21 protein-coding genes are annotated in these 25745 nt (G+C 65.9%); 9 read left to right on the forward strand and 12 right to left on the reverse strand.

The features are described from left to right. Positions 1-21 precede the first annotated feature (21 nt). The gene (gene corA / locus ACS8Y6_RS07120) at positions 22-1185 is read right to left on the reverse strand and encodes a magnesium/cobalt transporter CorA (RefSeq protein ID WP_440855278.1); all 1164 of its coding nucleotides are present in this window, start codon (positions 1183-1185) and stop codon (positions 22-24) included. Further along, complete coding sequence (locus ACS8Y6_RS07125) at positions 1178-1885, reverse strand: double zinc ribbon domain-containing protein (RefSeq protein ID WP_440850032.1); 708 nt, start codon at positions 1883-1885, stop codon at positions 1178-1180. The genes corA and ACS8Y6_RS07125 overlap by 8 nt, the downstream gene beginning before the upstream one ends. A 67-nt stretch (positions 1886-1952) precedes the next feature. Between ACS8Y6_RS07125 and bioB the strand changes: the two genes are divergently transcribed. The 5 genes from bioB to cyoE all read left to right on the forward strand — a co-directional run bounded on the left by bioB (position 1953) and on the right by cyoE (position 7445). Next, complete coding sequence (gene bioB / locus ACS8Y6_RS07130) at positions 1953-2990, forward strand: biotin synthase BioB (protein ID WP_440850033.1); 1038 nt, start codon at positions 1953-1955, stop codon at positions 2988-2990. 18 nt (positions 2991-3008) lie between these two features. Further along, a complete protein-coding gene (bioF, locus tag ACS8Y6_RS07135; protein WP_440855279.1) occupies positions 3009-4205 on the forward strand; it encodes an 8-amino-7-oxononanoate synthase in 1197 nt (398 codons plus the stop codon). Between the two features lie 43 nt (positions 4206-4248). Continuing rightward, on the forward strand, positions 4249-4941 hold the full coding sequence (bioD, locus tag ACS8Y6_RS07140) for a dethiobiotin synthase (RefSeq protein WP_440855280.1): 693 nt from the start codon (positions 4249-4251) through the stop codon (positions 4939-4941). Positions 4942-5159: 218 nt separating this feature from the next. Continuing rightward, complete coding sequence (locus ACS8Y6_RS07145; RefSeq protein ID WP_440855281.1) at positions 5160-5903, forward strand: SURF1 family protein; 744 nt, start codon at positions 5160-5162, stop codon at positions 5901-5903. 627 nt (positions 5904-6530) lie between these two features. Further along, entirely contained in the window at positions 6531-7445 is a 915-nt protein-coding gene (gene cyoE / locus ACS8Y6_RS07150; protein ID WP_440850037.1) for a heme o synthase, read from the forward strand. 23 nt (positions 7446-7468) lie between these two features. Here cyoE and ACS8Y6_RS07155 read toward each other — a convergent pair whose 3' ends face one another. Both ACS8Y6_RS07155 and ACS8Y6_RS07160 read right to left on the reverse strand, forming a co-directional pair. Then, on the reverse strand, positions 7469-7816 hold the full coding sequence (locus tag ACS8Y6_RS07155) for a YqcC family protein (protein WP_440850038.1): 348 nt from the start codon (positions 7814-7816) through the stop codon (positions 7469-7471). A 54-nt stretch (positions 7817-7870) separates the two neighbouring features. Beyond that, positions 7871-8479, reverse strand: a complete 609-nt coding sequence (locus ACS8Y6_RS07160) for a transglycosylase SLT domain-containing protein (protein ID WP_440851379.1) — start codon at positions 8477-8479, stop codon at positions 7871-7873. A gap of 190 nt (positions 8480-8669) precedes the next feature. On the opposite strand from ACS8Y6_RS07160, the gene ACS8Y6_RS07165 reads away from it, so the two are divergent. The 3 genes from ACS8Y6_RS07165 (at position 8670) to ACS8Y6_RS07175 (ending at position 12903) form a co-directional block, all read left to right on the forward strand. After that, positions 8670-10499 (forward strand): assimilatory sulfite reductase (NADPH) flavoprotein subunit, encoded by a 1830-nt coding sequence (locus tag ACS8Y6_RS07165; protein WP_440855282.1) that lies wholly within the window; start codon positions 8670-8672, stop codon positions 10497-10499. Between the two features lie 63 nt (positions 10500-10562). Next, positions 10563-12317 carry an NADPH-dependent assimilatory sulfite reductase hemoprotein subunit gene (locus tag ACS8Y6_RS07170; RefSeq protein WP_440855283.1) on the forward strand — a complete coding sequence of 585 codons (1755 nt, stop codon included), beginning with the start codon at positions 10563-10565 and terminating at the stop codon, positions 12315-12317. Then, on the forward strand, positions 12286-12903 hold the full coding sequence (locus ACS8Y6_RS07175; RefSeq protein ID WP_440855284.1) for a DUF2059 domain-containing protein: 618 nt from the start codon (positions 12286-12288) through the stop codon (positions 12901-12903). Before ACS8Y6_RS07170 ends, ACS8Y6_RS07175 begins: the two co-directional genes overlap by 32 nt. A gap of 295 nt (positions 12904-13198) precedes the next feature. Here the strand turns inward: ACS8Y6_RS07175 and ACS8Y6_RS07180 are convergent, their stop codons facing one another. Both ACS8Y6_RS07180 and ACS8Y6_RS07185 read right to left on the reverse strand, forming a co-directional pair. Continuing rightward, a complete protein-coding gene (locus tag ACS8Y6_RS07180; protein WP_440851383.1) occupies positions 13199-13900 on the reverse strand; it encodes a TetR family transcriptional regulator in 702 nt (233 codons plus the stop codon). Between the two features lie 79 nt (positions 13901-13979). After that, entirely contained in the window at positions 13980-14225 is a 246-nt protein-coding gene (locus tag ACS8Y6_RS07185) for a hypothetical protein (protein ID WP_440851384.1), read from the reverse strand. A gap of 21 nt (positions 14226-14246) precedes the next feature. Between ACS8Y6_RS07185 and ACS8Y6_RS07190 the strand changes: the two genes are divergently transcribed. Beyond that, positions 14247-17726, forward strand: coding sequence for a mechanosensitive ion channel domain-containing protein (locus ACS8Y6_RS07190; RefSeq protein WP_440855285.1), 3480 nt, complete (start codon positions 14247-14249; stop codon positions 17724-17726). 286 nt (positions 17727-18012) lie between these two features. On the opposite strand, the gene ACS8Y6_RS07195 is transcribed toward ACS8Y6_RS07190, so the two are convergent. The 6 genes from ACS8Y6_RS07195 to ACS8Y6_RS07220 form a co-directional block, all read right to left on the reverse strand. Next, entirely contained in the window at positions 18013-19602 is a 1590-nt protein-coding gene (locus ACS8Y6_RS07195) for a glucan biosynthesis protein (protein WP_440851386.1), read from the reverse strand. 36 nt (positions 19603-19638) lie between these two features. After that, positions 19639-20514 (reverse strand): RNA polymerase sigma factor RpoH, encoded by an 876-nt coding sequence (gene rpoH, locus ACS8Y6_RS07200; RefSeq protein WP_440851387.1) that lies wholly within the window; start codon positions 20512-20514, stop codon positions 19639-19641. A 137-nt stretch (positions 20515-20651) separates the two neighbouring features. Further along, positions 20652-21635 carry a permease-like cell division protein FtsX gene (gene ftsX, locus ACS8Y6_RS07205; protein WP_440855286.1) on the reverse strand — a complete coding sequence of 328 codons (984 nt, stop codon included), beginning with the start codon at positions 21633-21635 and terminating at the stop codon, positions 20652-20654. Between the two features lie 2 nt (positions 21636-21637). Then, the gene (gene ftsE, locus ACS8Y6_RS07210; RefSeq protein ID WP_440851389.1) at positions 21638-22303 is read right to left on the reverse strand and encodes a cell division ATP-binding protein FtsE; all 666 of its coding nucleotides are present in this window, start codon (positions 22301-22303) and stop codon (positions 21638-21640) included. 70 nt (positions 22304-22373) lie between these two features. After that, the gene (gene ftsY, locus ACS8Y6_RS07215; protein ID WP_440851390.1) at positions 22374-23336 is read right to left on the reverse strand and encodes a signal recognition particle-docking protein FtsY; all 963 of its coding nucleotides are present in this window, start codon (positions 23334-23336) and stop codon (positions 22374-22376) included. A 339-nt stretch (positions 23337-23675) separates the two neighbouring features. After that, positions 23676-25727: an LssY C-terminal domain-containing protein gene (locus ACS8Y6_RS07220; protein ID WP_440851391.1), complete on the reverse strand. Its 2052-nt coding sequence runs from the start codon at positions 25725-25727 to the stop codon at positions 23676-23678. Positions 25728-25745 lie beyond the last annotated feature (18 nt).

A 25745-nucleotide genomic window follows, 5' to 3' on the forward strand; every position in this document is an offset into this window, starting at 1 on the left:
CTGGCGGCCGAGCGATACGCGCTAGACCCAGCGCTTGCGCTTGAAGTAGATGAGCATGCCGATTACCAGCATCAGCATCACCCCCAACAGCACGGGGTAGCCGTAGGCGAACGACAGTTCCGGCATGTTCCAGGGCGACTTGGTGTCGAAGTTCATGCCGTATACGCCGACGATGAACGACAACGGCATGAACACGGTCGCGATCAGCGTGAGTACCCGCATCACGTCGTTGAGTCGGGTCGAGGCCAGCGACAGATGCGTGTCGAGCAGAGATCGGGCGGTGTCGTAATAGCCGTCGGTGAGATCGACCACGCGCTTGGCGTGATCCTGTACGTCGCGAAAGTACGGACGGTTGTCGTCGTGGATGAGAGAGTGCTCGAGGCTGATCCAGCGTACGAGTAACTCGTTCTGTGAAATCAGCACCTTGCGCATGCCGATCAAGCGGCGTCGCAGATCGTGGATGACGCTGATCAGATCATTCTTGCGGTCTTCGAAGATCCGGTCCTCCAGGTCTTCGAGCTGGTCGTGATAACCCGCCAGCACGGCGAAACCGGAATCGACCACGACATCGGCCAGACAATAGCCGAGATAATCCGACTCGGCGCGGGCGATGCGCCCGTGGGCGGCATGAATACGCTCGCGTACGGGGGCGAACACATCGTGATCGCCGGCATGAAAACTGAGCACGAAGTCCTGGCCGATGAACACGCTGACCTGCTGGAAGACCACGTCGTCGGCATCCATGTGGGGCAGTGCAAGCGTGGCGAACAGGGTATTGCGGTAAGCGTCGAGCTTGGGCCGCTGGCCGTTGTTGAGCACGTCTTCCAGCGCCAGCGGATGCAGCGAGAAATCCGTTCCCAGGCGCGCCAGTTGGGCCGCGGTCACGTCGCCCTCGAAGTGCAGCCAGGTCAGTTTATGGTCGCTTTGGGTCACCGGCGCCAGCGCCTTGTCCAACTGATCCTCGCAACGCTCGATGGCGCCGCCGGACCCGCCGAAGTCCATACGGTAGATCAGCAGTTTGCCGATCCGGTTCTCGGGCGCCGGGTCCACGAGTGAGCCGGGGCGGCGGCCGGGCGAGGGGCGATGAGACAACAGATAACCGAGCATGGCGAACAACGGTGCGGGCGTTGGCCGCTCAGTTAATCGCAGGCATTGCCGGGCGGCAAGCCCGATGGCCTCAGGCACGGGCCACGCAGTACACCTCGACCGCGCTCGCCCCGGCAGCCCGGGCCGCGCGCGCCATCGCGCGGGCGGTGCGCGTGGTGGTCATGACATCGTCGACGATGGCGACGCGGCGCCCGCCGAGATCGCGCCGGGCGGCAAAGGCGTGGCGCACGTTGGCCGCGCGCTGTGCGGCGTCAAGCGTGCTCTGGCGCGGCGTATCGCGCAGTCGTTCGAACGCGTCCCGTTCGAGTGGCCAGTCCAGCCGGCGGGCCAGATGGGCGGCGATGCGCTCGGCCTGGTTGAAGCCCCGGCGACGAAACGCGGCCGGATGTAACGGCACGGGGGCGATCAGATCGGGCGGGCACGGGTGCTCGGCCGCGACGCGCTCGGCCAGCAGCTCGCCGAGTACGCGGGCATGGGCCAGTTGCCGACGATATTTCAGGCCGCCGATCATCCAGGCGATCGGCTGGCGATAATGAAAAGCGGCCAAGGCATGATCGAACCGGGGCCGGCGCGCACAGGCCGCGCACACGCGCGAGGACGCGGACGGCGCGACAGCGATCGCGCAGTACCGGCATTGCGCGTCGAGCACCGGCAACTCGCCACGGCAGCCCGCGCACAGCCCGGCGTCGGCACCGATGGGCGCCGCGCAGACCGGGCAACGCGGTGCGAGCCAGGCCGATCGGGCGCTTTGTAACCAGTGGTAAAGGAATGAAGTCATTCGGGGTTGACGGCTGGTGGCGGCTGCATAAAGCTGTGAGCGCTGCATCCTTGAAGGCCATCCTGCCATGACCGATACCACCGGAGCCGGCGCATTGCGCCACGACTGGACTCGCGCCGAAGTCGAGACCCTGTTCGCGCTCGACTTTCCCGCACTGATGCACCGCGCGCAGGGGGCGCACCGGGCGCATTTCGATGCGCGCGATGTGCAGCTCTCCACGCTGTTGTCGATCAAGACCGGCGCCTGCCCGGAAGACTGCGCCTATTGCCCGCAAAGCGTGCGGTTCGCCACCGGGCTTGACCGCGAGGCCTTGTTGCCGACCGCGCAAGTGGTTGATGCCGCCAAACGGGCCCGGGCGGCCGGCGCGACGCGTTTCTGCATGGGTGCGGCCTGGCGCAGCCCGAAGGACAAGGATCTGGCGAAGGTCATCGAGATGGTGGAGGCGGTCAAGGCCGAAGGGCTGGAGACCTGCGTCACGCTGGGCATGCTCAAGGCGCGCCAGGCCGAAGCGCTGGCCGCGGCCGGTCTCGACTACTACAACCACAATCTCGATACCTCGCCCGAGTACTACGAGCAGATCATCTCCACGCGCACCTATCAGGACCGGCTCGATACGCTGGAGCATGTGCGCGACGCCGGCCTCAAGGTCTGCTGCGGCGGTATTGTCGGCATGGGCGAGCAGCCGGGTGATCGCGCCGAGATGCTGCGTCAGCTCGCCAATCTGCCGGCGCACCCGCAGAGTGTGCCCATCAACAACCTGGTCCAGGTCGAGGGCACGCCGCTGCACGGCACCGATGCCATCGATGCGCTGGATTTCGTGCGCACGATCGCGGTGGCCCGGATCATGATGCCGGGGTCCTATGTGCGCCTGGCGGCGGGCCGCGAGGAGATGTCGGAAGCGGTGCAGACGCTGTGTTTTCTGGCCGGTGCCAATTCCATCTTCTATGGCGAGGAACTGCTGACCACGGCCAACCCTGCGCACCGCGCCGACCTGGCCCTGCTGGACAAGCTCGGCATGCGGCCCGAGGCAAGCCCCAAGTACACCGAACTGGAACCGGGGCAGGCTCCCTGCGCCGACCGGTCGCCCCAGGCCGCGCGCGTCTGAGCCGCGCGCGGGCGCACGATGACAGGATCCCTGCACCGGGTCTGCCGGCAACGCCTGGCGGCCATCGACGCCGCCGGCCGCCGGCGACGCCGGCGTGTGATCGACGGCGGACACGGCGTGCAGGTGTGCGTCGACGGCCGGCGCGCGCTCAATTTCTGCAGCAACGATTATCTCGGGCTGGTCACGGATCCGCGGCTGGCTGCCGCGCTGAGTGCTTCGGCCCGCGTTGTCGGCACCGGTTCCGGCGCCTCGCAACTCGTGACCGGCTATAACACCGAGCACGCGGCACTCGAAGCCGATCTGGCCGACTGGCTCGGGCGCGAGCGTGCGCTCGTGTTCTCGACCGGGTACGGCGCCAATGTCGGCGTGATCGCGGCCCTGCTGGGCAAGGGCGACCATATCGTCGCCGATGCGCTCAATCATGCCTCGTTGATCGATGGCAGCCGGTTGTCGGGGGCGGCCAAGCACATCTATGCGCATGGCGACGTCGCGGCGGCGGATGCCGCACTCGCCGGCGCGCGCGACGGCCATCGGCTGCTGGTTACGGATGCGGTGTTCTCCATGGACGGCGATACCGCGCCGCTGGTCGAGCTGGCGCAAGTAGCCCGGGCCCGCGATGGCTGGCTGATGGTCGACGATGCACATGGGATCGGCGTGTTCGGCCCGGACGGCGCCGGGCGTGTCGCCGAGGCGGGGCTGGACAGCGGCGCGGTGCCACTGCTCACGGGCACGCTCGGCAAATCGATCGGCGCGGCCGGCGCGTTCGTGGCCGGCGACGACGATATTATCGAAGTCATTCTGCAGACCGCGCGCTCGCTGATCTTTTCCACCGCCATGCCGGCCGCCGTCGCCGCCGCGGCCCGGACCGGGCTGTCGATCATTCGCGCCGAACCGGAACGGCGCGCGCATCTGCATGCGCTGGTCGCGCGCTTTCGCGCCCGCGCCGCCGACACCGGGTTGTCGGTTGCCGCATCCGACAGCCCGATCCAGCCTGTGATCGTGGGCGAGGAGCGCCAGGCGCTGGCGCTCAGCGACGCCTTGCTGGCACGCGGCTATCTGGTGGGCGCGATCCGTCCGCCGACAGTCGCGCCCGGCACCTCGCGCCTGCGCATCACACTGAGCGCGGCGCACGACCTGACCGATGTCGACGGCCTGATCGACGCGCTCGCCGAGTCCTGGCAGGCGTTGTCGGGGGCCGTCGGTGCCTCGCCATGAACACGCGGCGCTTTTGGCGCCCCCGATGAGCCACGCTTGACCCATGACCGCACGCACGCTTTTCGTCACCGGCACGGATACTGAAATCGGCAAGACACGAATCGCGACCGCCATGCTGCGCGGACTGGTCGCGGCCGGGCACCGGGCGGTGGGCTACAAACCCGTGGCCAGCGGTTGCACCGTCACACCGGACGGTTTGCGCAACGACGACGCGCTGGCGCTGATGGCGGCGGGCTCGCCGGGATTCACCTACCGGGAAATCAATCCCTGCGCGTTCGAGCCGGCGATCGCACCGCATATCGCGGCCGCCGACGCGGGCACGCCGATCGCGCGCGCCACGCTGGATGCCGGCCACGCACATCTGGCCGGGCGCGCGGACTGGGTGGTGGTCGAGGGGGCCGGTGGCTGGCATGTCCCGCTTGGTGATGACTGGGATTTCGCCGACTGGGTCGCCGGTCACGGCTGGCCGACAGTGCTGGTGGTCGGCATGCGGCTGGGCTGCGTGAACCACGCGATGCTGTCCGCCCGGGCGATTGCGGCACGCACCCGGTTGCTCGGCTGGGTGGCGAATACGCTGCCGCCGCGCCAGCCGCGACTGGACGAGAACCTGTCCTGGCTGGCGTCGGCGATGCCGGCGCCGTGTCTCGCCCGGGTGCCGATGCAGCCGCCGGCCGACCATGCGATCGACCCGGGCGCCTGGCTCGACCGGGCAGAACAGGCACTATCGATGGATTGAGGCACAATAGCTGTGCTGAGGTGCGCGCCGCTTCGACCGGCCGCACAGCGACCTGACCACCGCGGCGACCCCATGCCTTCAATGTCTGATCATTCCATGCCCGGCCCGCAGGCGGTTGGTATCGCCCGCGATGGGCGGCCTGGCTGCGACCCACGGCCATTGCGGCAGGCCGATACGGCCCGCGGTCGGGGCATGAGACGGCCCGGGTCGAGATCGACATGAATATCGGACCCTTTCGCTTTGCGCCGCCCTGGTGGGGCGTGGCCATCACGGTGATGGGGGTGGCGATCCTGTCGGGGCTCGGCGTCTGGCAGATCGAGCGCGCGCATTACAAGGAGCGCCTGGTGGCCGAGCATGCGGCCGCCCGGCGTGCCGGCCCCCGGCACCTGCACCTCGACGCCGCCGCCGTGGACGGCGGGCGCGGGCCGCGCCCTGGCTATCGTTACATCGTCAGCGGTCATTACGACGCGGCGCATCAGCTGTTGCTGTCGGATCAGGTCGAGGGCACGCGAACCGGCTATCGTGTGTGGACGCCGCTGGTGCTGGACTCGGGTGTGCGCGTCATGGTCGACCGGGGCTGGGTGCCGAAGACCGGCGACCGCAGTACGCCGAAGCCGAATCCGCAGGCGCCGGCCGGGCGGGTGACCGTCCGCGGGTACTGGCAAGGGTTTCCGCAGCCGGGTCTGCGCCTGGGTGACGATCGTCAGTGCGGCCTGACCGGCTGGCCACGGGCCCTCAATTATCCGCCGGCGGCCACCGTGCGTTGCCAGTACCGGGCGCCGGTGGCGAACGGGTTGTTGTTGCTCAACCCGAAGGCGCCGGGTGGTTTCCTGCGGGATTGGGACGAGGACGCCATTGGCCTGCGGCCCTGGGCGCATTATGTGTATGCGTCGCAGTGGTTCCTGATGGCGGTGATCGCGCTGATTATCCTCGTTGTGGTCAACACGCGTCGCCGTGCCTGAACACAGCGCGTGTCGGCGGGGTGACGATACTTCGCCGCGGGCCGCTGCACCGGCTGCACGATTTGGGCGATAATAGGGAAGTCTCGATTATATACGACACTCAGCTGGCTGATTAAGCAAGAGCCTATTGTCCGCCAACGCACGCGAATGAGCGCATAAGAAGGAAGATCGAGATACGGCTGCTTCAGGTGCGCAAGCGATGGCGTCGTCGAGCCATTGACTGAACTGTGTACATAGATCAAGTCGGAGGTCATGAATGACGTCGGGCAACCGGATACGGCGAATTGCCGTATGTGATCGATGCCGGCGGTTGTGATCGGCTCGACCCGGGCGCTGCCCGCTGGCGGTCATTCGGGTCGATTTAAGTAAGAATCGACCGGCCAGTTCGATCGAGCGGTGTGCTGCCCGGCGCGCTGCATCGGCGCCGCCCCGCTGATAACCCTATGTGACACGCCATGATGATTCGCCCGCCATACCATCCGAGCCGGCGCGGGTCGGCGGAATCGTTTTCGATGCCGCCGCCGGCCATGGCATCCATGCGGGCGGATAAACCCGGCAGGGCGGCAGCCGCCTTGTTACCATGGGCGCCGGCCGCCATCGCCTATGCCCAACGGAGTGCGCGCGATCATGTCTAGCTCTTCCTCCGCCGTTTACCAGCCGACGCTGTCGCAGCGGATCACGGATTACTACGAGCTGTGCAAGCCACGGGTCGTGCTGCTGATCGTGTTTACGGCGATGGTCGGCATGTTCCTGGCCACGCCCGGCATGGTGCCGATCAGCGCGCTGGTGTTCGGCACCCTCGGTATCGGCCTGATGGCGGCCTCGGCCGCCGCCGTGAACCAGATGATCGATGTGCAGGCCGATTCACGCATGAAGCGCACGCGCAAGCGGCCGCTGGTCACCGGGCATCTGGACACACGCCAGTCGGCAATCTTTGCCTTCGCCATCGGCATGGCGGGCATGGTGATTCTGCTCACGCTGGTCAATGCGTTGACGGCCTGGCTGACGTTGTTCGCGCTGGTGGGCTATGCCGGCATCTACACGCTGTATCTCAAGCGCGCCACGCCGCAGAACATCGTGATCGGCGGGGCCGCCGGGGCCGCGCCGCCGATTCTCGGCTGGGCCGCGGTCACCAACTCGGTGACCGCGCACTCGCTGGTTCTGTTCCTCATCATCTTCATCTGGACGCCGCCGCATTTCTGGGCGTTGGCGATCGAGCGGGCCAAGGAATACGCCGAAGTCGATATTCCCATGCTGCCGGTCACGCACGGCATCGAGCACACCCGTAGCCAGATTCTGGTCTACACCGTGATCCTGTTCGCGGTGTCGCTGCTGCCGTTCGCCACCGGCATGAGCGGCTGGCTGTATCTGATCTGTGCGATTGCCTTGTCCGGCTGGTTCCTAGTCTATGCCGTACGCCTGAAATGGTGGCCGAAGCCGGGCCTCGGCATGAAGACATTCGGCTATTCCATCGTCTACCTGATGGCGTTGTTCACCGCGCTGCTGGTGGATCACTACATCCCGGCGATCATCGGCTCGTAGGCTCTCGGCCGGCGCGGGCGGACTCAGTTCGCTTCGCGCGCGACCAGACGATCGAACGCCGCCAACACCTTGATGACGCGCCGCTCGGCGGGGCTGGCACCGGTGAGTTTGGCTTCTGCCATCACGGCGATGCCGCTGGCGGCCGGCAGCGGCCCGCCGGCCTCGATCAGTTCGCGCATGCGCGGCACGAAGATGAACTGCAGCCACTGGGTGAAGGCCAGGGTATCGGCGCAGAAAGGTGTTCGGCTGGCCATGGCGGCCGGGGCCGGCACCTCGTCATGCCAGAGCTGGCCGTCTCTCATGGCCTGCTCAAGGGCCAGCACGCAGTCGGCCGCCGCGGAGAGTGCGTGTGTCTCGGTGGGCGATGTCATCTTGAAAACCGATCGGATGAATGGGGCGCGGGCCTGTTCCGGTGTCGCGAGGCCCTAGAACGGCCACCACCAATGGCCCGGATGCTCGAGTTCGGAGCGGCAACCCGCCAACTGGCGGCGGTAACGATGGGCCCGGCTCTGTACGCGCCCGGCGGTACGCATCAGCCACGGCTTGTGCCGATAGACGCCCCGACGATAACCGCCCGTGCCCACGTAATAAGCCAGGTACTGGCTGTAGGCATCGGATTTGGAGATGCCCAGAATCCGATGGCTCTGGTCGACGTACCAGCCGACAAAATCCGTGGCATCGCCGAAATCGTCGCGGTCGGCGAACGGATGCCCGGTTTGCGACTTATAGTGGTCCCAGGTGGAATCCAGTGCCTGGGTATAGCCGTAGGCTGAACTGATGTGCGTCCACGGTATAATCCACAAAAGATGGTTGCGCGGCGGGCGAGCGTCCCCAACGTACCGGGATTCCTGGAAGATGATCGACATCTGTACCGGAATCGGTGCGCCCCAGCGTTTGTAGGCGTGGTCGGCGTCCTGGTACCAGCCGTGCTTTTCCTTGAAAACACTGCACAGATTGGACGGGTTGCTTGGCGGCGCCGTCACACAACCGGTGAGTACGAGGACGGGCAGGCACAACAATAGAAGCACTCGCATGGCGGGGAGCCTAGCAGAGCCGTTTGAGCCTGGGTATGACGCCCGGTGCCGACACCCCTGCTGTCGCGCCCCCGAACTGCACGAAATATATTTTTAAGTTATATAAAAATATAAAAACAAAGGTTTTAATTTTTAGGCGGTCGCGATAGCCTTTGCCTCCGCCTCCGGCTACGCGGTATTTGAAATGGCAATGAATGCAGTGACTATCGATGAACACAGCAGCCCGCTGAACGCCCAGCAGGCCGCCCAGCTGACGTCGCTCATCCAGAGCCTGAGCCCGGCGCAGGCGACCTGGATCAGCGGCTATCTGGCGGGGCTGAACGCGACGGCGACCGTCGGCGAGGTGGCGCAGCCCCAGCCGGGCGCGCCGGCCGCCGCGAGCGCCGAGCCGTTGACGGTGCTTTACGGCTCGCAGACGGGCAATGCCGAGGATATCGCCGAGCAGCTCGTTGCCCGTGCCGAAGCGGCCGGGCTCAGCGCGCAGGCCATCGACATGCTCGACTACAAGCCGCGTGACCTGAAAAAGGAGAAGAACCTCGTCATCTGTGTGTCCACGCACGGCGAGGGCGACCCGCCGGACAATGCCGAGGAATTGCATGAATTCGTTCATGGCAAGAAGGCGCCCAAGCTGGCGGGCGTGAATTTCTCCGTGCTGGCTTTCGGCGACTCGAGCTACGAGCATTTCTGCCAGACCGGCCGCGATTTCGACGTCCAGCTGGAAAAACTCGGTGCGACCCGCGTGGTCGATCGCATGGATCTGGATGTCGATTTCGACGAGGCCGCCGAAGCCTGGATCGGCGATGTGGTGGCCAGGTTCAAGGAAGAAATGGGCGGCGCCGAGGCGCCCGGCGGGCACACGAATGTCACGGTCATGCCGGGTGCGAGCGAGCAGCCGGCAGCGAGCCAGTGGAGCCGCAAGAATCCGTATTCGGCCGAGTTGCTCACCAATGTCGTGCTCAACGGCCGCGGCTCCGACAAGGAAGTACACCACATCGAACTGGATACCGAGGATTCCGGGCTGGTCTGGGAACCGGGCGACTCGCTCGGCGTGATCCCGTCCAACGGTCCGCAGGTGGTGGCCGAATTGATCGGGGCGCTCGGCGCGAACGCCGAGGATGAAGTGACCGGCCTGGACGGCGAGGTGACCCTCGAACATGCACTGACGCATCAGTACGAGATCACCACGCTGACGCGGCCGTTCATCGAAAAATACGCCGAGCGTGCGGCGAATGACGAGCTCAACGCCTTGCTCGCCGAGGAAGCCCGGGCACAGCTGGCCGAATACATGGACGGCCGTTTCATCATCGACCTGGTCGAGGACTACCCGGTGGCGGGCATGACCGGCGCCGACTTCGTGCGGCTGCTGCGCAAGCTCCCGCCGCGGCTGTACTCGATCGCCTCCAGCCATGCCGCCAACCCGGACGAGATCCACCTCACCGTGGCCGCGGTGCGCTATCGGGCCCACGGGCGCGAACGCCACGGCGTCGCCTCGGTTCATCTGGCCGATCGCAGCGAAGACGCCAGGTTGCCGATCTATATCGATCACAACAAGAACTTCAAGCTGCCGGCCGACGATGCGCCGATCATCATGATCGGCCCGGGCACCGGCATCGCGCCGTTCCGTGCCTTCATGGAAGAGCGCGAGGAGCGCGGCGCCACCGGCAAGAACTGGGTGTTCTTTGGCGCGCAGCACTTCCGCACCGACTTCTACTACCAGACCGACTGGCTGCGCTGGCGCGACGACGGTGTGCTGACCCGCATGGATGTTGCGTTCTCGCGCGACCAGGCGGAAAAGATCTATGTCCAGCACAAACTTCGCGCGGCCGGCGCCGAGGTGTTCGACTGGATCGAGTCCGGTGCGACGGTCTATGTTTGCGGTGATGCGAATGCGATGGCCGCGGATGTGCACGATGCGCTGATCGACATCATTGCCGAGAATGCCAATCTGGATGCCGAAGGCGCGGCCGGGTATCTCAAGACCCTGCAGAAGGAAAAGCGCTATCAGCGCGATGTCTACTGATCGGCCCGGCCCGCCGATATCCGAGCCCCAACGAGCGCCGATTTGCAATAGCGAGTGAACGCCATGAGCGACACCAAGAACCTGTCTCCCGTTGAACACATCAAGCTGGCCAGCAACTATCTGCGCGGCACCATTGCCGAGGGCCTGGCCGACGAGCTGACTGCCTCGATCGCCCAGGACGATACCCAGCTGACGAAGTTCTATGGCTTCTACCAGCAGGACGATCGCGACATCCGCGCCGAGCGCAAGGCCTCGAAACTGGAACCGCACTACCAGTTCATGTTGCGCCTGCGCCTGCCGGCCGGTGTCGTTACCGGCGAGCAGTATCTGGAAATCGACCGCCTGGCCCATGAATATGCCAACGGCACGCTGCGGCTGACCACACGCCAGACCTTTCAGTTCCACCATGTGGCCAAGAAGCATCTGCGACCGCTGCTGCAGGATGCCTACAAGATCGGCGTGGACGCCCGCGGCGCCTGTGGTGACGTCAATCGCAACGTGATGGCGTCGGCGTTTCCGGAGAAATCGGCGGTGCATGCGGCGATTCACGACTGGTCGAGCCGGCTGTCCGAGCATCTGGCCTGGAAATCACGGGCCTACGAAGAGATCTTTCTCGAGCAGCCGCCGTCCGGCGAGGCGGACCACGAGCCGATTTACGGCAAGTCCTACCTGCCGCGCAAGTTCAAGATCGCCATCGCCGTGCCCCCGGAGAACGACGTCGATGTGTTCGCCAACGACATCGGCCTGATCGCGATCATCGAGAACGGCGAGTTGATCGGCTTCAATGTCGCCATCGGCGGCGGGATGGGCACCACCCACGGCGAGCCGGCGACCTATCCGCGTCTGGGCACGGTGATCGGTTTCGCCGGCCTGGATCATGTGCTGAAGACGGTCGAAACGCTGGTCAAGATCCAGCGCGACTACGGTGATCGCGAGAACCGCAAGCATGCGCGCTTCAAATACACGATCGACGATCATGGCCTCGATTTCATTCATGCGCAGCTGGCGGAGCGCGCCGGTATCGAGCTCGAGGATGCGCGCGATTATCATTTCGAGCGCAACGGCGATCCGCTCGGCTGGCAGCAGTCCGACGATGGCGCATGGCATTTGACGCTGTTCATCGAGAACGGCCGTATCGCCGATTTCGACGACAATGGCCGGGCCCATCACGGCCAGTATCGTGGCCGGCCCGGCTACAAACTGATGACCGCGCTGCGCGAGCTGGCGAGGATACACAAGGGCACGATCCGGCTGACCGGCAACCACAATATCGTGTTTGCCGGCATCGACGAGGCCGACAAGCCGGCGATCGAGGCATTGGCCGCCCACTACGGGCTTGACGACGGACGCGAGCGCTCGCCGTTGCGCCATGCCTCGATGTCCTGCGTGGCGTTCCCGACCTGTGGCCTGGCCATGGCCGAGTCCGAGCGTTATCTGCCCGAACTGGTCGACAAGCTGCAGGGGGTGATGACGGACGCCGGCGTGGGCGAGGTGCCGATCGTCATCCGCATGACCGGTTGCCCGAACGGTTGCGCCCGTCCGTTTCTCGGCGAGATCGCATTCGTCGGCAAGGCGCCGGGCAAGTACAACCTGTATCTCGGCGCGGCCTTCGACGGTTCACGTCTGAATAAGCTTTATCGCGAGAATATCGGTGAGGACGAGATTCTCGCCGAGCTGACCCCGTTGATCGAGCGCTTTGCCGCCGAACGCGAGGACGGCGAGCATTTTGGTGATTTCGTGATCCGCCGCGGCATCATCGCCGCGACCACCGAGGGGCGCAACTTTCATGACAACGTGGGTCCTGCCCGGGCGGCCTGATCGCCGCAGGCGTTTGCAGCGGGCCGGCGCCATTGCGCTGGCCGCTATCATGGTGCCGGCAGCGGCTCACGCCGGTACGGGGTCGGATGTCTCGCCCCGCGTGGTTGCCGCAGGCTCGCCCCTGGCGCACGTTGCAGGCAGCGACGCGCGCAAGGAACAGCTGATTCGGACGCTGGTCGATCTCACCGATACGCCGGAAGTACAGGCGCTGTTCTCGCAGGAACTGGTCGATCGCGTGTCGCGTGCCATCGCCATGTTCGGGCCGACGCTCAACCCGCGGACGATGGGCGTGATCCAGCAGCAGACCCGGGCCGTGGTGTCCGAGCATATTCGGGACGGCGACGCGCTTTATTCCGTGCTGGCCCCGGTCTACGAAAAGCACTTCAATCTGATTGAACTCAGCCAGCTGGTGCGGTTCTATCGCTCGCCGCTGGGCCAGAAGCTGGTCGACACCTCGCCGGAGCTCATGGCGGAGACGCTGGATCTCGGTTCGCAATGGGGCTTGTCGCTGGTGCCGGAGATCCTGCAGCGCGTGCGCGCACAGCTTGACGATCCGGCGGCTACCCGGCCGCGCGGCGGCGACTAGGGCCTGTTGCCATTTCGTGCGAGCGCCGCGCTGGAGTCCGCAAATCGTGTCCGGCAAGGCGCGAGTCGCCGGCTCTGGGCGTGCCACGACCCAGACTCGCAACGCCGCCGGGCGCTCCTAGTAAATTTTTATGGGCGGCCCAACCCTTCGGGACAAGCGCTGTTTTGCGGCAATCCAGCGTTGTAGCTCTCTCACGTAGAATAACTACGCCACATTCGCTACGCCTCGTCTTGCCGCCCCCAAGTAATTTTTCAGGAAGCGCTTGGGGCGGACTCGCACGAAATGGCAACAGGCCCTAGCTTTCGCGCGCGACCCGCGCCGTATCCGGCGTTGGCGTGCGATGCGTGCCCCGGCTGCTCCAGCGGCCCACGCCGAGAAAGATGAGGCGCAGCTGCTTTTCGGCCCGCAGCATGAGCGCGTCGTCGGCGGCAGCGTCCGGGGGAACATCCAGGATTCGCTCGGAGACCGCGATGATCGCGTTGACCACGAGTTCGGCAATCATGCGCAGATCGTCGATATCGATATGGTCGAATTCATCGAACTGCGCCAAATCATCGGCGAGTTCGTCGATCAGCGCGCTGATATGCCCGTGGATGGCGGCGCGCATTGCCGCGCTGCCCGCGTAACGCTCCTTGATCAGGAACTGAAACAGCAGCCGGTGATCGCGAACGTGTGACGCGAACAGCTGGACCGAATAACGCGTCAAGCCATCAATGGGCATCGACGGCAGGTCGGCATCGCCGAGCATGCGTCGCAGTTCGGCGAAGGTATCCTCCACCAGCGCCATGCCGAGTGCGTCCATGTCCTGGAAATGTCGATAGAACGCCGTGGGCACGACGCCGGCCCGGCGTGCGATCCGGCGCAGGGACAGCGCCGAGAAGTTGCTTTCGCTGGCCACGAGTTCCAGTGCGGCCTCCATCAAGGCGGCACGCGCCTCGCCCCGGCGCGGCGGGGTGCGAACGGCGATGGTGGGAGGGTTGGAATCGTAGCGAGCCATTGACGTGTTTGTAACAGATTCGACAGCAAAACCCCATGTCGCGATGGGCCCGGACCGGACCCCGCGGCGCGACGCGACCTTATTGTGCATTGCAGCAATCGGCACCCACAAGCCGGCGGGCGACGGCCGTGGCCGCGTCGACAGTCACGATACAAGCGGTCCGCTCGGCGATGACGGTGCGCCCGTATTCGGCCAGCATCCGTGTCCGCTTGTATCCCTTTAATTTTCGTATCGCTCGCGAGCGGGACAGGCCGTAGACTAGGTTACTTTGAATCGAACCGAGCGAGTCGATCGCGCTGTGTTGCATCGCCGTCATTTTCAGCATGGCCCCCGGGTGGGGGCCGTCATGTTGCTGTGCTGGGTCGTCCTGGTGTTCGGGCTGGCCGCGTCCACTGTGGCCATGGCGGCCACCGGCAGTGGCGACCAACCCAAGGATTACGCCAGCCAGATCCAGCATCTCAAGGCAGAGATCAAAACGGCGAAATCGCGCAAGGATCTGTCGGACGCTGTACGCGCCCACGCGGTGCAAACCTACCAGGACGCGATTTCGGCGCTGCAATCGGCCGAGGCGGATCGCAAGCAGGCAGCGAAACTGCGCGAGGACGCGGCGCAGGCACCGAAAAAGATCGAGCAGGCACACCAGGCCCTGGCCGATCTGCAGAAGCCGACGCCGCTGGATCAGCTCGACAATCTTTCGCTGGACGAACTGTCGTCGCGCGCCGACAAGCTGCGTACCGAGCTGTCGGATGCCCAGGCCGATCTGTCCGATCTGCGGGATAAATTGACGCGTGCCGCTCAGCGGCCGGAGTCGGCGCGCCAGTCGCTGGCCGAAGCGCGCAACAAGCTGCAGTCGCTGGCGAGCGCCAACGCCGGTGGCCCGAGTCCGGGCCCGAAGGCCAGTGTGCTCGCCCAGGCCCAGAGCGAGCTGAATGTGGCGCGTCGGGATGCGCTCAACGCCGAAATCGAGCGCCTGCATGAGGAACTGACCGGCCTCGACAACCATGAGCAGCTGCTCGAGGCACGCCGCTCACTGGCAGAAGCCAAGGTCGCCCATCTCAACGAGTCGCTGGCCCGGATCCAGACCGCGCTGAGCCGTCAGCAGAATGCCTCGGCGCAATCGCTGCAGAATGCCAGCGAGGATAAGCTGAGTGAACTGCGGAGTTCGCTGGCGCCGATCACCAAGGCGGCCCAGCGCAACGTCGAGCTGACTCACGAACTTTCCAAGATCACCCAGAAAACCCAGGCCCTCAGCCAGCGCCAGAGCAACCAGCGCGCCCGGGTGGAGAATCTGGAACGCCGTTTGAATCTCGTTCAGCGCCAGCTCGAGATCGGCGGCGGTTCGGTCGCGCTGGGCGATGTATTGCGCAATCAGCGGCGACGTCTGGCGAATCCCGCGCTGCCGTTCCTGTCCGGCTCGGGGTCGTCGGATCAGCCGGATATCTCATCGGCCGAATTGAAGCGCTTCCAGCTGCAGCAGGACCGCGCGGAACTCGACAACCCCGATGCCATGGCCGATCGCATGGCGGACAAGGCGGGCGTCAAGCTCAGCGCCGGCCAGCGCGAGTCGCTGGTCAATCTGCTCAAGCAGCGGCGTTCGATTGTCGACATGCTCATCGATGCCCAGGGCCGGTTCGTGAATATCGGTCGCGATCTGAAGAGCCTGTCGCAGCAATATCAGAGCACGTTGTCCTCATTCAATCGCCTGCTCGACGAGCGTCTGTTCTGGCTGCCGTCGTTTCATGCCATCCGGCTCGACTGGCCGGCGCGGGTGGCGGCGGGCATGCCCTGGCTGATCGATCCGGGCAGTTGGAAGCAGACGGTATCGGCGCTTGCGGCCGGCGTAATCGCTCAGCCGATCTGGGCGGGTCTGGGTGCGCTGGTAATCGCGCTGTTGATTGCGATTCGCCGGCCGATGCGGCATCGGTTGCGGCGGCTCGGCGAGCCGGTCGGCAACGTCAGCCACGACACCATGTGGCTGACGTTGCGAGCGACCGTGATCACCGTGTTGTTGTCGCTGCCGAGCATACTGATCTTTTTCCTGGCCGCGTTTCTGTTGCGGCATGCCCCCGAGGCGTCGAAGTTCAGCCAGGCGGTGGCCGCGGCGGTCTTCCAGCTCGGCTTCTTGCTCGTTTTCATTGAACCGTTCGCCAACGTCTGCCGGGAGAGCGGCCTGGCGGACCGCCACTTCCATTGGCCGGGCAGCGCCCGCCGCGGACTGTATCGCAATCTGCGCTGGGTGATGATTGCGCTGATCGCGCCGGTGGTCATCATCAGCATGACCGAGGCCTTCGACGACGATGCCAAGCGTGAGACGCTGGGCCGCGCGGCCTTCATGTTCGGTGAACTCTCGATCGCCGTCTTTGCGTGGCGCGTATTGCACCCGATGCGTGGTGCGTTGGCCGATGTAATGACCGCCGACGACGGCAGTGCCTGGCGGCTGGGTTATTTCTGGCTGCCGTTGGCGACCGGCGTGCCCCTGGCGCTGTGCGGCCTGGCCGGGCTGGGCTACTACTACACGGCGCTGCAGCTGCAGTCGCGGTTTTTCTATTCCATCGCCGTGCTGGGCGGCTCGGTGATCGTCTACAGCCTGATCGTGCGCTGGCTGACCGTAGTCGAGCGACGCCTGGCGCTGGCCCGGGCGCTACGCAAGCGCGAAGAGGCCCGCGAAGCGCGCGCGACGCGCGAGGCCGCGGCAGTTTCGGGTGAGGGCGCGCCGGAGACCCTCGATAGTCTCGAGATCGATCTGATCCAGATCAGCGAGCAGACCCGCGGCCTGATCAAGGTGGTGATTACGCTCATGATCGGCACCGGCCTGTGGCTGATCTGGTCCGACACCCTGCCTGCGCTGCAGCTGCTCGATAACATCAATCTCTGGCAGTATGCGACGCGTGTCGGCGGCCAGACCCAGATCACCAACGTGACCCTGGGCGCACTGCTGTTGGCGGTTGCGGTCGCGGTGGTCACGGCGCTGGCCGGGCGCAATTTGCCGGGCTTTCTGGAAATCACCGTCCTGCGCCGGTTATCGATGGATGCGGGCAGCCGCTACGCGATGGCCACGCTGTTCCAGTACGCCATCGTGATCTTTGGCGTACTGGTGGCGGTCAATCTCATCGGCCTGCACTGGTCCTCCATCCAGTGGCTGATCGCGGCCATCGGTGTCGGTCTTGGCTTCGGTCTGCAGGAAATCTTCGCCAATTTCGTCTCGGGTCTCGTGATTCTGTTCGAGCGCCCGGTCCGGGTCGGCGATACGGTGACCGTGGGTACGCTCACCGGCACCGTTTCGCGCATCCGTATCCGGGCCACCACGATCACCGATTGGGACAACAAGGAACTGGTGATCCCGAACAAGACCTTCATCACCGAGACCGTGATCAACTGGACGCTCACCGACGACATCACCCGCCTGATCATCAAGGTGGGCGTGTCCTACGATGCTGATGCCGATCTGGTCGAGAAGCTGATCTACGAGGCGATCCGGGCGGAGCCGGTGGCGCTGGAGACGCCGGCGCCCTCGGTGTTCATGGTCGGCTACGGCGATAGCGCCGTCCTGTTCGAGGCGCGCGTGTTCTATCACGATCTTTTCAATCTGCTGCCGCTACAGCACGCGCTGTATCGACGCATCCACGCGTTGTTCGATGCCAACGGCATCGAGATCGTGTTCCCGCAGCAGGATCTGCACATTCGCTCGATCGACGAAAGCGTCACACGTCAGTTCGCGGGCGTCCGGCGCCCGCGCAAGCGTCTGGCCCAGGCCGAGGCGCGCCCGCGGGATGCAGGGGAAGCGGATGCGGGTGATGCGCCGGACGGCGGCGTGCCGGAGGTCTAGCCGCAACCCCGCGTTGCAGCGCGCTCGCGTAGACGCGCTATTAACCCGGCACAAAAACAGATGATTTTTCGGGTTAATAGCGCGCGTATGCGAGCGCATGCTCGCCGCGGCCATTGGCCGGGAAGCCTTTGAAAATAAAAGACGGACAGGCGCCGGCTTTTATTTTTGAAGGCGTTGAAAACAGCGGGTGAAGTCAGCTGTTTTGATGCCGGATTAATAAGCCGCACACGGGCTGCCTCGCCTTGCGGCAGAACAGCGCTTGGCGCGGACGCGGACGGAACGGCACCTAGCCCAGCAGGGGGCGCGGATAGTACGAGTACACCCAGGTCTCGGTCAGCGGCTTATCGCCCCGCATCAGGCGGCAGCGCAGGACCGCGGCCTCCGCCGGGCCGGGCGGCTTGTCGCCGAGCCAGTCGAGGAAAACGCGCCAGCCGGGCTCGTTCGCGCCGATGGCGACAACGTAGGGGTTGTCGATGCGGCCCCGGCTGGCCGAGGCATCGATGTGGACATCCTTGCCCGGCTTGCCGGCAATCGGGCCGCCGGTGAAATCGATCACGAACTTGCGATCGAGGGGGCTTCGGTCCCGGTACGTGCCGGGGCGGCCGGCACGGCCGGTACGCGTGGCACGGACACGCGCCAGGTCGCGCGGAAACGGTGCCTGGTCGGTCCATGACAGTGTGTAGTCGAACGCCCAGCGCGCATTGGCCGTGGCCGGTTTGTCCGGAACCCAGAATGCATTGATGTTGTCGTTGATCTCTTCGCGGGTCGGTAGTTCGAACAGGGCGACATGCCCCGCGCCCCAGTGGCCGGCCGGCTCGATCCAGGCGCTAGGTCGCCGCTCGAAGGCAACGCCCGAGTCCTGGTAATGATCGAAGTCCCGGTCGCGCTGAAGCAGGCCGAAGCCGCGCGGATTTTCATCGGCAAACAGCGAGATATCGGGACGCGGTGGGTTGTTCAGGGCACGCCAGATGCGTTCGCCCCGGCCGGTGGCGATCGCCAGTCCGTCGCTGTCGTGCACCTCGGGCCGCCAATCGGCGCCGCGACGGGCATTGGTTTCGGAGAACCAGAACATGCTGGTCAACGGCGCAATGCCGAGCCGGTCGATAGCCTTGCGCTGGAACAGCCGGCTACGGATATCCATGATCACGTCGCCCGGCCGCCGGCAGCGCATCTCATAGGCGCCGGTGAGGTGTTCGCCTTCCAGCAGTGCCCAGATCGTGATCTCGTCGTCACTCGGCGCGGGGCGTTGGAGCCAGAAGCGGGTAAAATCCGGAAAGGATTCGGGCCCGGGCTCGGCGCTGTTGACCGCTACGCCACGCGCCGACAGGCCGTACTGGTTCTCGGTCCCGGGGCTGCGGAAATAGCTTGCCCCCTTGAACGCCAGCCATTCGCGATGATCGGTGCGGGCGTCATGCAGGCGGAATCCCGCGTAGCCGAGGTCGTCGGGCATGCGCCGCGCCATGGCGGGGTCGGGATAGACGAACATGCGGGGATCGTAGTCGAGGTGGTGGGCGCGACCGTCGCTGACGATATTGATGTCGACCGGCACGCGCGTGCCGTTGTCGAGATGGAAGAATTCGACCGCGAACGGCAGATCGGTGTCTGCCCACAACTCGTGACCTTTGCGGGTCTCGATGCCCATGAAGGTCTGGTAGCCGATTTCGGACAGCAGCTTGCCGTAGCGCGGCTGCGGCGGCACATAGGGCAGGGTGGCCAGATGGCCGGCATGGTCGATCAACCGGTGGAAGGAGAAAGGCGCGCCACCGGACAGCGGCGCCCCCGAGGCGGCGGCCCACGCCACCGGCAGGCGCCCGATCGATCCGGCGCCCACCCAGGCCGCAGTGGCCTGCAGCAGGCGCCGTCGACACCGGTCCATGCGAAAGCGATAAGCGTGGCCGCGGAAAACCGGCCGTTACGCCTCGGCCATGGCGTTGCGCAGCTTCTTGATTGCCGCGACCTCGAGCTGACGAATGCGTTCGGCGGACACCCGGTACTTGTCGCCGAGCTCCTGCAGCCCGATCTTGCCGTCCTCGCGCAGCCAGCGGGACTCAAGAATATCGCGGCTGCGTTCATCCAGCTCGGTCATCGCCCGTTCGAGGTTGGCATGCTGATAGGTCTGCCAGTTGTCGTTCTCGATATCGGAAGCCGGATCGTCGCCGTCGTCGGAGGACAGATAGTCTTCCGGCGCATAGGCTGTTTCCTCGCCCGCGGACGGCAGGGCATTGAACGACTGGTCGCCGCCGGACAGCCGGCGCTCCATTTGCAGCACCGTCTCCGGCTTGACGCCGAGATCGCCGGCCACGGCCTCGACTTCGGCATTATTCATCCAGCCGAGCCGCTTCTTCGAGCTGCGCAGGTTGAAGAACAACTTGCGCTGTGCCTTGGTCGTCGCCACCTTCACGATGCGCCAGTTGCGCAGGATGTATTCGTGGATCTCGGCACGGATCCAGTGCACGGCAAACGAAATCAGGCGGACGCCGACATCGGGGTCGAAGCGTTTGACCGCCTTCATCAGACCGATGTTGCCTTCCTGGACCAGATCGGCCAGCGGCAGGCCATAGCCGGAATAGCCACGGGCGACATGGACCACGAAGCGCAGGTTGGACAGAATCAGCTTCTGGGCCGCCTGGATATCGCCGTCGTCGCGCAGACGCCGTGCCAGTTTCTGCTCATCCTCCTGATCGAGAACGGGAATACTGGAGACCGCCTGAAGATAGGCTTCGATACTGGCCGACGACAGCGTCGGCAGGTTCATCTTCGCGGGAGACAGGGAAATATCGTTGGCCATGAATGTAGCCTCCTTGGGCTAATGGCATATAGCCCCTATTTTAGCAAATTCGGGGGCGCTGAGTGCACAATATTGAACTATGCGGTAAGACCCTGATCCGGCTTCGGGGTTCCCCGGATCCGGGGCAATCCGATGCGTTATTTCGGCTTGATCGCGGCCAGTTGCCGGTTGACGGTGATCGCGCAGCCCAGCCAGCCCAGGGCGATGCCGAGCACCAGCAGTGACAGGCTTTCACGCAGGCTCAGCCCCTTCAGGTCGAGGCTGCCCTGGTAGGACGCGGTGAGCGTGGACAATGGCCCGCCCAGGGCCAGATAACAGGCGGCGAGCACCACGAGTGCGACGAGTGCACCGAGCAGGCCATACCACACGCCGCTGTAGAGAAACGGCCGCCGGATGAAGGCATTGCTCGCGCCCAGAAGTTTCATCACCTCGATTTCCTGGCGCCGGTTTTCGATATCCAGGCGAATGGTATTGCCGACGATGAACAGCACGGCCGCCGACAACAGGGCGCCGATCACCCAGGAAGCGCGTGAGATCAGCGCGAGAATGGCGGTCAGACGCCGCAGCCAGGCCTGATCGAGCGCCGCATGATCGACTGCCTTGCGCTGCGACAGTTGCGCCACCAACTGGCTGACCGCGGCCGGTGGCAGGCTGGCCTTCGGCGTGACCTCGATCACGCCGGGCAGGGGGTTGGAGCCCAGGGCATCGAGCGCGGCGCCGAAACCGCTGGTGCGCTTGAACTGGCGCAGCCCCTGGTTGGCGGAAATGAATCGGGTCGCGGTTATGCCGGCTTCGCCGGCCAGGTCGTCGGCCAGGTGCTGGCCGGCGTCGACGGAGACATCCTGCTTCAGATACAGGGAGATGCGCACCGATTGATGCCAGTTCGAGGCCAGTGTGTCGAGATTCTTGACCAGTACGTACAAGCCGGCCGGCAGGGCCAGCGCGATGCCGATCACCAGCACGGTGAGCAGACTGGCGACCCAGCGCCGGTGCAGCCGGCCGAGACTCTCCAGCAGGCAACGGGCATGCGAGGCGGCCCAGCTGGCGAGCCGGCCGCGTCGGCGGCCGCGCGCAGCCGGGCCGCTGCTGCGCGAACTGCTGCCGGGCTGTGACTCGGGCATGCTCAGCCGGCCTCCAGATGGCCGTGTTCGAGGGCGATCCGCCGATAACCCATATCTTCGACCAGGTCGATGGCGTGGGTGGCGATCATGATGCTGGTGCCGGTCTCGTTGAGCCGCGTGAACAGCCGCATGATGTCGGCCGACAGCTCCGGGTCGAGATTGCCGGTCGGCTCATCGGCCAGCAGCAGATGCGGCCGGTTGACCACGGCGCGGGCGATGCCGACGCGCTGTTGCTCGCCGCCGGACAGCGTGATCGGGAATTTTTTCTCGTGTGAGAGCAGGCCGACCGTGTCCAGCGCCGCCCGCACGCGCCGTGCGATCTCGCCATGCCCCACGCCGCGGATGACCAGCGGCAGGGCGACGTTATCGAACACCGTACGATCGTGCAGCAGGTTGTAGTTCTGGAAGATCAGCCCGACGCGCTGGCGATAACGCGGGATATGCACGCGCCGCACCCGGGCCAGATCCGTGCCGTTGATCACCACGCGCCCGCGCGTCGGGCGCTCGATCAGCCCGATCAGTTTCATCAGCGTGGACTTGCCGGCACCGGAGTGGCCGGTCAGGAACGCCATTTCGCCGCGCGCCAGGCGCAGTGAAACGCGATCCAGCGCGAGCTTGCCGCCGGGGTAGCGCTTGACCACGTTGTCGAAGGCCACGATATCGGTCATCGGAGAGGGTCCGTTGGACGTGCCGCAATCCTCGGCCAGGCCCGTCTCTTTGGCAAGGCCGCGGGCGCGGCTACGCTTGCCGATCGAACAGTGCGTCCATGAAATGCTCGGCCTCGAATACGCCCAGATCGGCGACCGTTTCGCCCACGCCGATAAAGCGCAGCGGCAGCCCCAGTTTCTGGCAGATGGCGAACACCACGCCGCCGGAAGCCGAGCCGTCGAGCTTGGTCACCGTGATGCCGGTCAGCCCGACCGCGTCGTTGAAGGCCACGGCCTGCTGCAGTGCGTTGCCGCCGGTGGTGGCGTCGACCACCAGCATGATCTCGTGCGGCGCATCGGTGTTCTGCTTGGCCAGCACGCGCTTGATCTTCTTGAGCTCTTCCATCAGGTGGCCCTGGGTATGCAGCCGCCCGGCCGTGTCCGCGATCAGCACGTCGACGCCGCGCGCGGTGGCGCGCGAATAGGCGTCGAAGACCACCGAGGCCGAATCGGCGCCGCTGCCCTGGGAGACCACCGGCACGTTGTTGCGCTCGCCCCACTCGGTGAGCTGTTCGACGGCGGCTGCGCGAAAGGTATCGCCGGCGGCGAGCATCACCGACTTGCCGGCATCCTGCAGTTTCTTCGACAGCTTGCCGATGGTCGTGGTCTTGCCGACGCCGTTCACGCCGACCATGAGGATTACATAGGGCTTGACGTCGTCCGGGATCGCCAACGGCGCCTCGCAGGGCGCCAGGATATTGCCCAGATGTTCGCGCAGCGACTTGCCTAGATCCTTGGATGTGCGCAGTTGGCCGCCGTCGTAGAGCGTCTGCAGCCGATGCATGACCTGGCCGGTGGCGTCCACGCCGACGTCGGCCAGCAGCAGCTGGGTCTCCAGTTCGTCGAGCGCGTCCTGGTCCACGGTCTCGCCGGGCAACAGGTTGCGCAGATCGTAGGTGAGCCACGAATTGCCCTTGTTCAGGCTGGCGCGCATCCGGGTCAAAAAACCCGGCTGCTTGAGCTTCGTGGTCTTCGGGGCGTCGGGCTTGGCCATGATCGTCGCTATCTCGACTGCAATCGGTGGAACGTGGATACGGCGGGCGTGGCGTGCCACGGCAACCGCCCCAGGGCCTGTTGCCGTTTCACGCGGCACCGCGCCGGCGGCCATTTTTGCGCAAGACAAGGCGCAACGAGCGTAGTGTAGCCTCGCTACATGAGCGAGTTGCAACGCCGGATTGCGCAAAAATGGCCGCCGGCCCTTCGGGTTGTGGCCCCAAATCGCGCCATCCGGCGTTGCAGGGCTTGACCGCAGAATGACTGCGGCCGGCGCCCTGCGCCTTGGCTGACACGATTTGGAGCCGCAACGCGGCGTCGCGTGAAACGGCAACAGGCCCTAACGCGGCGCTACTGTAGCATCGCCCCCGGGTGCTGCGGCCCACATCAGGACCAGCGGATCGTGGGCATGGGTCACCTGTCGGTAGCCGACTCCGTGTGCGGCGAGATTGGCGCTCATGAACGCGGCCGCCGCGGCGTAATCGGTTTCATCAAGGGCCGTGGTCAGCATCTGCAGTTCGTGGCCGACGCGCTGGCCATCGATCATGCCGACCCAGATCGGCGCGCCGTCGACGGCGGTGACGCGTGTGGTCGACCAGAGCCGCAGAACCCAGCGCCGGCGGGGGTGGCCCGCCACGGGATGGGTCACTACCAGCATCGGCCGGCGGCCGTCGTGTACCCGCGGCAGTACCGGCAGCGTATCGATCGGCGTGTCCGGGGCCAGGCTGCGGAGCGCGGTGCCGGCGCCGATTCGGGCCGACGGGCGCCAGCCGGCATGCGCCAGCGCGTCGCGCAACGCGCCGATATCGCCGGCGGCCTGGAGATTCAACGGCGCGCCGCCCCGCCCGCGGAGGGTCTGGATATGGGCGGGCAGGCAGCGATAGCCGCCCTCGGCCCAGTTGTCGACGTGCCGGGCCGGGCCGCTCAACGGCGGGCCGACACGGCCGGGCAGGTCGTGCAGGGCGCCACCGGGCAGCAGTACCAGCAGCCCGGCGAACACGACACAGCTGACCAGTGCCATGAGTACCGGCCGCCCGCGGACCGGGCGCGGCCGCTGGCGCCGGAAGCCGATCATCAGCAGATTGAGCCACACGAACGCCACGCCCAGCCCGATCAGGCTGTCGCTGGCCCAGTCCAGGCCCAGATACAGCCGGGCCAGCGCGATCAGCACGATGCCGGCGACCGTGGCCGAGTCGTAATACGGCCGCAGTTCGATCGGCTGGCGCGTGCGCACGATCATGCCGGCCAGCCCGTAGACGGTGGCACAGAGCACCAGATCCTGGCCGCCGCCGGCGAGGTACAGCGGGTCCCCCGCGGCCCGCTGGAAGAATACGGCGGGCGGCGGAATCGCGAGTAGCCAGCGCAGCAACAGCGTGGCGGTCGCGGAAAATGCGATCGCCACGATCCAGTGGGCCGCGGCCCGCCAGTTGCCCATCACCGACAGCGTGATCGCGATCAGGGTCGCGAACGGCAGATAGATCAGCGGTGAGCCCAACTCGGCGACCCAACGCGCGAACGCATCGGTCGGTGTGTTGTGCAGGCTGCCGATCAGATAGAACGCCAGCGCATCGAACGTCGTCGGATAGCGCGGACCCGCCCAGCCCCAGAGCGCCAGGTAGACCACGGCGATCGCGCCCATCAGCAGGGCCGCCGCCACGGCCAGTGCGGGGATTTCGGGCTGGCGCGGATCGGCCAGCGCGGGGCCGAGCAGGCCCAGTCGGCGATGCCGGCGGCTCCAGTTCATCAAGCGCTCGGCATAACGCCGGCCGGCGCTGCGCCCGGCCACCACCGCGAGGCGCGCCAGGCTGGTCGCCACCCAAACGATCGCCGAGGCGCCGAGCAGCAGAATCGCCAGCCGGGTCGCGACCTGGGCGGCCAGGTCGAGCGAAGCGCCGAACACCACGCCCGGGCCGATATAGATCGGCGCCCAAAGCGCGGTAGCGATCACTTCCATGATCGCGAATCGGGTCACCGACAGGCCCGCCGCGCCCGCCACCGTCGGCATGACCGGGCGCAGGGCGCCGATGAGCCGGCCGAGCACGATGCCCTTGCCGCCGTGCCGGGCGAAGAATGCCTCGCCGCGGGCGACGCCGCCGGGGATGCGCGCCAGGCCGGGCAGGTCGTGCAGCCGGCCGCGATAACGCCGGCCCAGCGCATAGCTCGCACTGTCGCCGGCCAGTGTGCCGGCGATGGCGGCGGCGAAGGTGGCCGTGGCCGACAGGGCCTGACTGCCGATCAGTGCCCCGAAGGCGAACATGAAGATGGCGCCGGGGATCAGGAGACCGAACAGGAACAGCGACTCGGCGACGGCCACGGCGAATACCACCGCGACAGCCAGCGTCGGATGGGCCGAGACCCAGGCCAGGATCGCGGTGATGAGGGCATGGGCCACGCGGGCGGGACCGCGGGC

Source organism: Salinisphaera sp. RV14 (genome assembly GCF_052044135.1).
In the GTDB taxonomy this organism is placed as follows: Bacteria; Pseudomonadota; Gammaproteobacteria; order Nevskiales; family Salinisphaeraceae; genus Salinisphaera.

Coding starts and splice junctions, on each gene's coding strand:
- bioB (WP_440850033.1), top strand. CDS start 1,953: ATGACCGATACCACCGGAGCCGGCGCATTGCGCCACGACTGGACTCGC.
- ACS8Y6_RS07175 (WP_440855284.1), top strand. CDS start 12,286: ATGACAACGTGGGTCCTGCCCGGGCGGCCTGATCGCCGCAGGCGTTTG.
- bioD (WP_440855280.1), top strand. CDS start 4,249: ATGACCGCACGCACGCTTTTCGTCACCGGCACGGATACTGAAATCGGC.
- cyoE (WP_440850037.1), top strand. CDS start 6,531: ATGTCTAGCTCTTCCTCCGCCGTTTACCAGCCGACGCTGTCGCAGCGG.
- bioF (WP_440855279.1), top strand. CDS start 3,009: ATGACAGGATCCCTGCACCGGGTCTGCCGGCAACGCCTGGCGGCCATC.
- ACS8Y6_RS07165 (WP_440855282.1), top strand. CDS start 8,670: ATGAATGCAGTGACTATCGATGAACACAGCAGCCCGCTGAACGCCCAG.
- ACS8Y6_RS07190 (WP_440855285.1), top strand. CDS start 14,247: ATGTTGCTGTGCTGGGTCGTCCTGGTGTTCGGGCTGGCCGCGTCCACT.
- ACS8Y6_RS07195 (WP_440851386.1), bottom strand. CDS start 19,602: ATGGACCGGTGTCGACGGCGCCTGCTGCAGGCCACTGCGGCCTGGGTG.
- ACS8Y6_RS07170 (WP_440855283.1), top strand. CDS start 10,563: ATGAGCGACACCAAGAACCTGTCTCCCGTTGAACACATCAAGCTGGCC.
- ACS8Y6_RS07185 (WP_440851384.1), bottom strand. CDS start 14,225: ATGCTGAAAATGACGGCGATGCAACACAGCGCGATCGACTCGCTCGGT.
- ACS8Y6_RS07160 (WP_440851379.1), bottom strand. CDS start 8,479: ATGCGAGTGCTTCTATTGTTGTGCCTGCCCGTCCTCGTACTCACCGGT.
- ftsE (WP_440851389.1), bottom strand. CDS start 22,303: ATGACCGATATCGTGGCCTTCGACAACGTGGTCAAGCGCTACCCCGGC.
- ACS8Y6_RS07155 (WP_440850038.1), bottom strand. CDS start 7,816: ATGACATCGCCCACCGAGACACACGCACTCTCCGCGGCGGCCGACTGC.
- ftsY (WP_440851390.1), bottom strand. CDS start 23,336: ATGGCCAAGCCCGACGCCCCGAAGACCACGAAGCTCAAGCAGCCGGGT.
- ACS8Y6_RS07180 (WP_440851383.1), bottom strand. CDS start 13,900: ATGGCTCGCTACGATTCCAACCCTCCCACCATCGCCGTTCGCACCCCG.
- ACS8Y6_RS07145 (WP_440855281.1), top strand. CDS start 5,160: ATGAATATCGGACCCTTTCGCTTTGCGCCGCCCTGGTGGGGCGTGGCC.
- ACS8Y6_RS07125 (WP_440850032.1), bottom strand. CDS start 1,885: ATGACTTCATTCCTTTACCACTGGTTACAAAGCGCCCGATCGGCCTGG.
- rpoH (WP_440851387.1), bottom strand. CDS start 20,514: ATGGCCAACGATATTTCCCTGTCTCCCGCGAAGATGAACCTGCCGACG.
- ftsX (WP_440855286.1), bottom strand. CDS start 21,635: ATGCCCGAGTCACAGCCCGGCAGCAGTTCGCGCAGCAGCGGCCCGGCT.